This is a genomic window from Pseudomonas sp. MG-9 (assembly GCF_018729515.1).
GTDB classification, from domain to species: Bacteria; Pseudomonadota; Gammaproteobacteria; order Pseudomonadales; family Pseudomonadaceae; genus Aquipseudomonas; species Aquipseudomonas serboccidentalis.
Map to the genome: position 1 here is coordinate 214,390 of NZ_JAHHZH010000004.1, position 8,934 is coordinate 223,323.

The 8,934-nt window shown below is 60.0% G+C and carries 10 protein-coding genes and 1 tRNA gene; 5 read left to right on the forward strand and 6 right to left on the reverse strand.

The annotated features are described in order from the left end of the window. Positions 1–6 precede the first annotated feature (6 nt). Entirely contained in the window at positions 7–288 is a 282-nt protein-coding gene (locus KKQ10_RS11905) for a YceK/YidQ family lipoprotein (RefSeq protein WP_252191581.1), read from the forward strand. Positions 289–301: 13 nt separating this feature from the next. Here KKQ10_RS11905 and KKQ10_RS11910 read toward each other — a convergent pair whose 3' ends face one another. The 6 genes from KKQ10_RS11910 to KKQ10_RS11935 all read right to left on the reverse strand — a co-directional run bounded on the left by KKQ10_RS11910 (position 302) and on the right by KKQ10_RS11935 (position 5,143). Further along, positions 302–736: a hypothetical protein gene (locus KKQ10_RS11910; RefSeq protein WP_252191582.1), complete on the reverse strand. Its 435-nt coding sequence runs from the start codon at positions 734–736 to the stop codon at positions 302–304. Positions 737–922: 186 nt separating this feature from the next. Next, positions 923–998 (reverse strand) — tRNA-Phe (locus KKQ10_RS11915). Positions 999–1,101: 103 nt separating this feature from the next. Further along, complete coding sequence (locus KKQ10_RS11920; RefSeq protein WP_095192313.1) at positions 1,102–1,374, reverse strand: oxidative damage protection protein; 273 nt, start codon at positions 1,372–1,374, stop codon at positions 1,102–1,104. Next, entirely contained in the window at positions 1,371–2,438 is a 1,068-nt protein-coding gene (mutY, locus tag KKQ10_RS11925; RefSeq protein ID WP_215501210.1) for an A/G-specific adenine glycosylase, read from the reverse strand. The genes KKQ10_RS11920 and mutY overlap by 4 nt, the downstream gene beginning before the upstream one ends. Beyond that, entirely contained in the window at positions 2,435–4,660 is a 2,226-nt protein-coding gene (locus KKQ10_RS11930) for an AsmA family protein (protein WP_215501211.1), read from the reverse strand. Before KKQ10_RS11930 ends, mutY begins: the two co-directional genes overlap by 4 nt. 78 nt (positions 4,661–4,738) lie before the next feature. Then, entirely contained in the window at positions 4,739–5,143 is a 405-nt protein-coding gene (locus KKQ10_RS11935; RefSeq protein ID WP_215501212.1) for an acetyl-CoA sensor PanZ family protein, read from the reverse strand. 318 nt (positions 5,144–5,461) lie between these two features. On the opposite strand from KKQ10_RS11935, the gene KKQ10_RS11940 reads away from it, so the two are divergent. The 4 genes from KKQ10_RS11940 (at position 5,462) to KKQ10_RS11955 (ending at position 8,882) form a co-directional block, all read left to right on the forward strand. Then, a complete protein-coding gene (locus tag KKQ10_RS11940) occupies positions 5,462–7,126 on the forward strand; it encodes an OFA family MFS transporter (protein WP_215501213.1) in 1,665 nt (554 codons plus the stop codon). A gap of 263 nt (positions 7,127–7,389) precedes the next feature. Then, on the forward strand, positions 7,390–7,983 hold the full coding sequence (hisB, locus tag KKQ10_RS11945; protein WP_007909204.1) for an imidazoleglycerol-phosphate dehydratase HisB: 594 nt from the start codon (positions 7,390–7,392) through the stop codon (positions 7,981–7,983). Next, positions 7,983–8,621, forward strand: a complete 639-nt coding sequence (gene hisH / locus KKQ10_RS11950) for an imidazole glycerol phosphate synthase subunit HisH (protein WP_127648569.1) — start codon at positions 7,983–7,985, stop codon at positions 8,619–8,621. Before hisB ends, hisH begins: the two co-directional genes overlap by 1 nt. After that, complete coding sequence (locus KKQ10_RS11955; protein ID WP_127648570.1) at positions 8,622–8,882, forward strand: DUF2164 domain-containing protein; 261 nt, start codon at positions 8,622–8,624, stop codon at positions 8,880–8,882. It begins immediately after the preceding gene. Positions 8,883–8,934: the final 52 nt, after the last annotated feature.

Here is an 8,934-nt window from a genome sequence, read left to right on the forward strand (position 1 = left end):
ACTGGTTTGAAAGGGATTTTGCGTATTGGCTCAGCAGTGAGCCTGGCTTTGCTGTTGGCCGGTTGTGGAACGATGATGGGGCGTATGAACGGTGATTCAGAAGAGCCGTACTACAAGGGCGTCGATGGCAACCTGCACTTGCTTGGCGTGAGAGGGGGAGACGGCATGCCATCCGCCGTCATCTGTTACATGATGATCGTTTGCCCGCTGATTACCGTCGTATCTCTACCGGTCGACGCTGCGCTCGACACGGTTTTGTTGCCAGTCGACTACGTCAACACCCTCTGAGGGCAACCTCCATTTACCGCTGCGTGCGCTTGGCCTTTGCCTTGTCGGTGGGCTCGTGCGCCACGCGGTAAAGCCATAATCCGATCCAGCCGACGGCCACCAGGAATACGGTGCCAATGCACTGCGACACGATTTCGAACCAATACATTCGGGGTTGTAGCGCAAGGGTGTAGGTATGACGTGGGCCAGATCGGTTCCCTGTAGTGATGGAGCCGCTGATCAAGCTGTGGACGATCAGATAAATCGAGGCGCCGATGACGAAGGCGGTCAGTACGCCGACGAGAACCGTCAGCCAGAATGAAGCTCTGCTCTGGCGATAGGGTGGCGGATGGGGCAGGGGTACGCGGGTTCTTTTCTGGTTCATCGAGTGGATGACCCTCTTCCTTAAGGTGCGGCCAAAGTAGCGTGGATCGTCGTTGGCCGAAACCCGTCGACGTTGAAAACTCATCGCGCAATGATTGATATGCGTTGAGAACTGGTCGATGACCTACTGACCATCTGAAACGACAAAACCCGCGACGCCAGTAAAGGGGTCGCGGGTTTTTTCTGGGCTGCGCAAAAGGCTGGATTGAGCCGCCATCAAATCGCAGGCATAAAAAAACCCTGAATCTTGCGATTCAGGGTTTTCGGTATTTGGTGCCCAGAGACGGAATCGAACCGCCGACACGGGGATTTTCAATCCCCTGCTCTACCGACTGAGCTATCTGGGCAACGGGGCGCATTAAAAGGGTTTTTCGGATTTACGTCAACGACTTTTTTAAAGTTTCTTAAATTAATTCCGTCGCTTACGATCCACCCCCCGAATTTCGGGGTTTACTCGGCAGGTGGAACGTAGCCTTCAGCTTTGGCGTAATCCTCGCCGGAGAAGAACTTGTCCATTTCACCCTGAAGATATTTGCGATCTTCAGCGTTCATCATGTTCAGACGCTTTTCGTTGATCAGCAGGGTCTGGTGTTTCTGCCAGTCAGCCCAGGCCTTGGCCGAGACGTGGTCAAAAATATCCTGACCTTTTGCGCCCGGGAAAGGAGCACGTTCCAGCGCGGGCAATTCTTCTTTGTACTTACGGCACATGATGGTACGGGTCATGGTGACTCTCCTGCATTCAATACGGCGGCCGCGCGTTCGAGCAAGGTTTTGACCGGGGCTGCAAGGCCCAGGCGCGGCGGGGTGGCGAGGTTATACCAGAGCCAGTCGGCCTCGGCCACGTGATGGCTGGCCTCCTGCACCTGAACCAGCCAGGGTTCGATGGACAGCTGGAAATGGCTGAAGGTGTGGACGAGGTCTGGCAGCGCCTGCTGCTCGCCCATCGTCAGCGAGTGCTGATCGGCCAGATGTTGCAGGTCGTCGAGGTCGTCGAGCTCCGGCAGGCTCCACAAGCCGCCCCACAGACCGCTGGACGGGCGGCGATAGAGCAGAATCGCGCCGTCGCCATTGGCCAGCATCGGCATCAGCGTACGTTTTTGCGGGATCGCCTTGCGCGGCTTGGGGATCGGGTAGCGTGTCTCCAGGCCGAGCATGTGCGCCTCGCAGCCCTTTTCCAGCGGACACAGCAGGCAGCTCGGTTTGCTGCGGGTGCACAGCGTGGCGCCGAGATCCATCATCGCCTGGGTGTAGGCGTTGACCCGATCGTGCGGCGTGAAACGCTCTGCGTTGGCCCACAGTTGCTTGGCGACCTTCGGTTCGCCCGGGTAACCCTCTTGCGCGGTAAAACGCGCCAGAACGCGTTTTACGTTGCCGTCGAGAATCGGCGCACGCAGGCCCATGCTGATGCTGGCGATGGCCCCGGCGGTGGACAGGCCGATGCCCGGCAGATCCGTAAGCTTTTCCACATCCCGCGGAAACTCGCCGCCGTACTGGCTGACGACGATCTTCGCGGTCTTCTGCAAATTGCGCGCGCGGGTGTAGTAACCCAGCCCGGTCCACAGGTGCAGCACTTCGTCCTCCGGCGCTTCGGCCAGCGCTTGAACCGTCGGTAGCGCGGCCATGAAGCGGTCGAAGTAATTGAGCACGGTGCTGACCTGGGTCTGCTGCAACATGATCTCCGACACCCACACCCGATACGGGTTGATGTCCTGCTGCCAAGGCAAATCGTGGCGGCCGTGGCGGTCGAACCATTCCAGCACCGCCGTGGAAAACTGCTCCGCTCTCATCGCTTGAACAGCCCCTTCAATGCGTTTTTCAGTTCCGGGCTGACTTTGTCGCCCAGTTTTTCGTCGATCTTCTCGCTGAGCTTGTCGCCGGCCATTTTGGTCGCGACCTGGCCCAGACGTTCGTTGTCCAGGCGGCAGGCCTTGGCGCCCAGTTCCAGCGGGCCACGGCAGCGCAGCGGCCACTGGATACCGACAAATTTTTCGCCAACCTGACAGGCCGGGTCCGGCATGGCGCTGGTGTCACCTTCGACGATGATGCCGACGCGATAATCCATGCCCAGCACCCGCAGGTCGATGTCGCCGTCACCGTTGACGGTCATGCCGGGGATGCGCACTTTCAGGTCCGGGTTGCTGGCGACGCCGTTGCGCAAGGTCAGGTTGCCCTTGAGTTCCTGGAACGGCGTGTCCTTGCCCCGTGGCTCGCCGCTGAGGGTTTTGCGGTTGAGGGTGGCGATACCCTTGCACAGTTGCTGTTCCAGGTTGGCGTTGAGCAGCACGCCGTCGTTGATCACGAAACTGGCGTTGCCGTTGAGGGTTTCGATCAGCGCCTGCTGGCTGTTGCCGCTGCCTGTGACGTTACTGGTCAGCGTGACCAGACCTTTGACCGGCGGATTCTTGCCCTGGCTTTCGAGGATTTTCTCCACCGGAACGCGGTTGATCCGGGTCTGCAGATTCAACACTGGCGCACTCGGGCGCACGTCGAGGGTGCCTTTGGCTTCGAAGTCGCCGTTGTACAGGCCGCCGTGCAGGTTCTCCAGAGTCAGCAGGCCGCCCTGGCCCGTGGCTTTGAGTGCGGCGTTCTGGATCGGCAGTTTGTCGAGGGTCAGTTGGCCGAAGCTCAGGTCGGCATCGACATCGAGTTTGGCCAGGCGCTCGACCGGCAGCAGGCGCTCGGTGCTCCAGGCGCTTTTGCTTGGTTTGTCCGGCAGCGGTGTGCTGCCGGCACCGGCCATGGCATCGGCTTCGGTGCTGGCGACTTCAGCCTGGCGCACTTGCGTGGCAGTCTTGGCCTTGTCCGATTTCGGCGGCAGGTAGCGGTCGACGTCGAAAGTGTCAGCCTTGAGGATCGCCCGCAGCGACTGTTTGGCGAAATCTTCCACGGCAATACGCCCGCTGAAGCTGCTGTCGTCGAGTTTCAGGTTGATGTTGTCGAGGGCGACGCTGGTTGGTGTGGCGGCCACACGGCTGACCAGTTCGACCTTGCTCAGACTGCCGGGCGCCATCGCCGGCAGCGTCTGGCCGATGCTGTCGACGAATTTCGCCAGATCGAACTGGGCGATCGAGATGCCTCCAGTGATCTGCGGGGTCTTGTCGAGGTCGTTGGCTTTCAGCTCACCGAGCGCGCGCAACTGGTTGGCAGAGATCTTGATCCCGGTCCATTCGGCGACGTTCGCGGCTTTGTCCAGCAGCATCTGGCCTTGGGCGGAGAAGGTCATGGTCTTGCCTTGCAGCGGATCGCCAGTCAGTTCGCCGGACAGCTTCATGTCTTCGAACTTGTAGCGTTGCAGGGCGCGCTCGATGCGCAGCTCGCCGTTGAGCTCGGTACGCACCCGCAGCACCGGCTGATTGGTGCTGAGGAACGCCGTGGCTTTCAGCGGAATATTGGTCGAGTCGTGTACCGCGCCGGTGCTCATCTGGATGCTTTCGGCGCTGTACTGCTTGCCGGTCTGCTCGTCGTTGTACTCAACGCGGGCGTTGTTGACGGTCAGGCTGTCGATGTCGAGCCGGATCGGCTGCGGCGGTTTTTCCGGCTGGGCGGGGGCCTCTGCAGCAGCTGTGCTGGCAGGCGTCGGGCTGCCGGCAGGTGCGGCGGGTGTCGGCAACTTGCCGATGTCTTCCCAGTTGCCGTGGCCGTTCTTGTCGCGTTTCAGGCGCAGGTTCAGGCCCTCGACACGCACATCGCTCATCTGCACTTCGCGGCGCAACAGCGGCAGCACGCGCACGGACAGGCCGAGCATCTGCAGATCGGCATACGGTTCGGTTGGATTGATCAGGGTGGCGACGCTGGCCTCGTGCAGTTCCAGGCCGAGCCACGGGAACAGGCTCCAGCCGATATCGCCATTGAGCGTCAGCTCGATGTGGGCCTTGTCGCGGGCTATCTGGCGGATCTCGTCTTTATAGTCGTTGGGATCAAAGAGGTGGGTCAGGGCGAAGCCCGCCGCCACAATGATCAGCAACAGCCCGAGAAGTACCAGACCCAGGATTTTGCCGAACGCTTTCATGGGCGAGTCCTTGTAGTTAGTCGAATTCGTAATTTAGCCGGGGAGTATAGCGCTGCATCCGCCCGGTTCGGGGCGCCGTCATGTAGCGATTGTTTCCAGCGGCACTTGCAGTTTGGCGGCCAGCGCCTGCGCTTCAAGGTGTCCGGCAGGCGCCAGCAGACGCAACTGCGCACCCGCTTGCGACGCCAATTTCTGCGCTTGGTTCACCAGCCGCTCGGCCACTCCACGGCGTCGGGTAACTTTTCGCACACATAAATGGGACAAGTACCAAACCGTGTCGTGCCTTGTCAGACGCGCAGCACCGAGCAGGCGATCATTGAAACGTCCTGCAATCAAAGTCCCGTCAGCCAGGCAGTTTTCGATCAGTTGAGCGTCATCGGTATACGGTGCGAACAGCCATTGCGGGGCATCACGATAAATCTTCTGCAGATCCTGCTGATCCTGGTAACTGGCGTCTTCAAGCGTTTGAACGATGACAGGCATTGATGCTCCTCAAGAGTGTCTCCCTGTAGGCGCTGCCGCAGGCTGCGATCTTTTGAGTTTCGCCTTTCAGAACAAGGTCAAAAGATCGCAGCGTTGCGCAGCGCCTACAGGAGATGAGATCAGGTGACACGAAAAAGGTGATATCAGTTTGGTTTTTCTGTCACGTGCTAATGGTAACCTTCGCCAGTTCGTCCGTCCTTCTGCGACTTAACGTCGCGCCTTCAAGGAGCTTCACCTAAAAAACGGTCATGCCTGCGTGCATCAAGGCCGAGGGTGAACAGTGGCTGGCGAACCATACTAATAATTGGGGGATACACAATGAGCACGAGCATCACGGCGGACGGCCTTCGCGCCGACCAGCCTGCGTTCCTGTCCAAGGAACGCATCATCGCCAAGCCCGGTTTCAACCGTTGGCTGGTTCCACCGGCCGCTCTGGCCATCCACCTGTGCATCGGCATGGCCTACGGTTTCTCGGTGTTCTGGTTGCCGCTGTCCAAGGCGCTGGGCATCACCGCTCCGGTGGCTTGCGCGCCGGACATGAGCTTCATCGCCCAGGTGTTCTCTTCGCAATGCGACTGGCCGATTTCGATGCTCGGCTGGATCTACACCCTGTTCTTCATTTTCCTCGGTTGCTCCGCAGCGATCTGGGGTGGCTGGCTGGAACACGCAGGGCCACGCAAGGCCGGTGTGGTATCGGCACTGTGCTGGTGCGGCGGTCTGCTGATTTCGGCGCTGGGTATCTATACCCACCAGATCTGGCTGATGTGGATCGGCTCCGGGGTGATCGGTGGTATCGGTCTGGGCCTGGGCTACATCTCGCCGGTATCGACCTTGATCAAATGGTTTCCGGACAAGCGCGGCATGGCGACCGGCATGGCGATCATGGGTTTTGGTGGCGGCGCGATGGTCGGTGCACCGTTGGCGACTGCGCTGATGAGCCACTTCGCTTCGCCGGCCGGTGTTGGCGTCTGGCAGAGCTTCGTGGCCATGGCTGCAATCTATTTCGTGTTCATGATCGGTGGCGCTCTGGCCTACCGCGTGCCGCCAACCGGCTGGAAGCCTGAAGGTTGGACCGCCCCGGCGAAAAAAGCCTCGAACTCGATGATCACCCACCGTCACGTACACGTGAATGTGGCGTGGAAAACCCCGCAATTCCGTCTGGTGTGGCTGGTGCTGTGCCTGAACGTGTCCGCCGGCATCGGCATTCTGGGCATGGCCTCGCCACTGTTGCAGGAAGTGTTCGGCGGCAAGCTGCTGGGTGTTGACGTGCCGTTCGGTCAACTGGATGCCGGGCAACTGGCGTCGATTGCCGCAATCGCTGCCGGTTTTACCGGTCTGCTGAGCCTGTTCAACATCGGTGGCCGGTTCTTCTGGGCTTCGTTCTCGGACTACCTGGGTCGCAAAAACACCTACTTCGTGTTCTTTGCCCTCGGTTTTGCCCTGTACGCGTTGATCCCGAACATGGGTCACCTGGGCAACGTTGCGCTGTTCGTGGCGGCGTTCTGCATCATCCTGTCGATGTACGGCGGTGGTTTTGCGACCGTTCCGGCGTATCTGGCCGACCTGTTCGGTACGCAAATGGTTGGCGCGATCCACGGTCGTCTGCTGACTGCCTGGGCGGCGGCTGGCGTGCTCGGTCCGGTGCTGGTCAACTACCTGCGTGAGTATCAGTTGAGTATCGGCGTTGAACGCGCTGCCGCTTACGACATCACCCTGTACATCCTCGCGGGCCTGCTGGTGCTGGGTTTCCTGTGCAACCTGCTGGTGCGTCCGGTGGCTGACAAGTACTTCATGACCGACGCCGAACTGGCTGCCGAACAGGCGCTGGGTCATGACAAAGGTGCCGACAGCAGCACTGTGCTGGAGTGGAAAGCCGCGCCGGGCACCAAGCCGCTGGCGATCGCCGCGTGGCTGGTGGTGGGTATTCCGTTGGCGTGGGGTGTGTGGGTGACCCTGCAGAAGACGGCGGTACTGTTTCACTAAGTAAAACGTAGTACCCCTGTAGGAGTGAGCCTGCTTGCGGTAGCGGTCTGACAGTCGACAGAAATGTTGAATGTGAGGGCCCTATCGCGAGCAGGCTCCCTCCTACAGTTGTTTTGGGGTGCCTGTAATGGCTTGTATGGACATGTCTACCCGCGACAGCCGGGGCTTCTGTCCGTCAGGCATATCACGTCTCGTGTTTCTGTTTCGGCCCCGCGTGCCTATAATGGCTGCCTTTTTCGCCCAATGATTTTGCGGAGCTGGTGATGGCCGAACGTAAGGCGTCTGTCGAGCGCGACACTCTGGAAACCCAGATCAAAGCCTCGATCAACCTTGATGGCACCGGAAAGGCCCGATTCGATATCGGTGTTCCTTTTCTTGAGCACATGCTGGATCAGATCGCCCGTCACGGGTTGATCGACCTGGATATTGAATGCAAGGGCGATCTGCATATCGACGACCACCATACCGTGGAAGACGTCGGTATCACCCTCGGCCAGGCGTTCGCCAAAGCCATTGGCGACAAGAAAGGCATCCGTCGCTACGGCCACGCCTATGTGCCGCTCGATGAAGCGCTGTCACGCGTGGTGATCGACTTCTCCGGTCGCCCAGGCCTGCAGATGCACGTGCCGTACACCCGCGCCACCGTGGGCGGTTTCGACGTTGATCTGTTCCAGGAATTCTTCCAGGGTTTCGTCAACCACGCGCTGGTCAGCCTGCACATCGACAACCTGCGTGGCACCAATACCCACCACCAGATCGAAACCGTGTTCAAGGCTTTCGGCCGCGCCCTGCGCATGGCCGTCGAGCTGGATGAGCGCATGGCCGGGCAAATGCCATCGACCAAAGGCGTTCTGTAATGCAGACGGTTGCAGTTATCGACTACGGCATGGGCAACCTGCACTCGGTGGCCAAGGCCCTCGAGCACGTCGGTGCCGGCAAGGTGCTGATCACCAGCGACGCGGACGTGATCCGCGAAGCCGATCGCGTGGTATTCCCCGGTGTTGGCGCGATTCGCGACTGCATGGCGGAGATCCGTCGTCTCGGTTTCGACTCGCTGGTGCGTGAAGTCAGCCAGGACCGTCCGTTTCTCGGCATCTGCGTGGGCATGCAGGCCCTGCTCGACACCAGCGAAGAGAACGACGGCGTCGATTGCATCGGCCTGTTCCCGGGCGCAGTGAAGTTCTTCGGCAAAGACCTGCACGAAGACGGCGAGCATCTGAAAGTCCCGCACATGGGCTGGAACGAGGTGAAGCAGAAGGTCAGCCACCCGCTGTGGCACGACATTCCGGACCTGGCGCGTTTCTACTTCGTGCACAGCTACTACATCGCCGCCGCCAACGCGCGGCAGGTGGTCGGCAGCGGTCATTACGGGGTCGATTTCGCCGCAGCGCTGGCCGATGGCTCGCGTTTCGCCGTGCAGTTCCATCCGGAGAAGAGCCATACCCATGGCCTGCAATTGCTGCAGAACTTCGCGGCGTGGGACGGTCGCTGGTAAATGGCTGCCAAGAAGTCCAAGCCGCCGATCCTGACCCTCGCTCCCGAACAGGAGAGCGAGGCCTATCGCAAGATCCAGCGGTTCATGGAAGACCGTTTCGAACTGGACCTGGGTTCGTTCGAAGCGGCGGAAATTCTTGAGCTGTTTACCCGCGAAATTGCTCCGCACTTTTACAACAGGGCGATTTTCGATGTGCAGACCCACCTCAAAGAGCGGTTTGAAAGCATCGAAAGCGACCTGTGGGCGCTCGAAAAAAATTAGGAGCAGCTGCAAGCTTCAAGCTGTCAGCTGCAAGAATCAGACACACGTGCGC

Bases quoted from the DNA above. Each gene is read 5' to 3' on its own strand.
- mutY (WP_215501210.1), bottom strand. From the start codon at position 2,438: ATGAGAGCGGAGCAGTTTTCCACGGCGGTGCTGGAATGGTTCGACCGC.
- KKQ10_RS11935 (WP_215501212.1), bottom strand. From the start codon at position 5,143: ATGCCTGTCATCGTTCAAACGCTTGAAGACGCCAGTTACCAGGATCAG.
- KKQ10_RS11920 (WP_095192313.1), bottom strand. From the start codon at position 1,374: ATGACCCGTACCATCATGTGCCGTAAGTACAAAGAAGAATTGCCCGCG.
- KKQ10_RS11940 (WP_215501213.1), top strand. From the start codon at position 5,462: ATGAGCACGAGCATCACGGCGGACGGCCTTCGCGCCGACCAGCCTGCG.
- KKQ10_RS11930 (WP_215501211.1), bottom strand. From the start codon at position 4,660: ATGAAAGCGTTCGGCAAAATCCTGGGTCTGGTACTTCTCGGGCTGTTG.
- KKQ10_RS11955 (WP_127648570.1), top strand. From the start codon at position 8,622: ATGGCTGCCAAGAAGTCCAAGCCGCCGATCCTGACCCTCGCTCCCGAA.
- hisB (WP_007909204.1), top strand. From the start codon at position 7,390: ATGGCCGAACGTAAGGCGTCTGTCGAGCGCGACACTCTGGAAACCCAG.
- KKQ10_RS11910 (WP_252191582.1), bottom strand. From the start codon at position 736: ATGAGTTTTCAACGTCGACGGGTTTCGGCCAACGACGATCCACGCTAC.
- hisH (WP_127648569.1), top strand. From the start codon at position 7,983: ATGCAGACGGTTGCAGTTATCGACTACGGCATGGGCAACCTGCACTCG.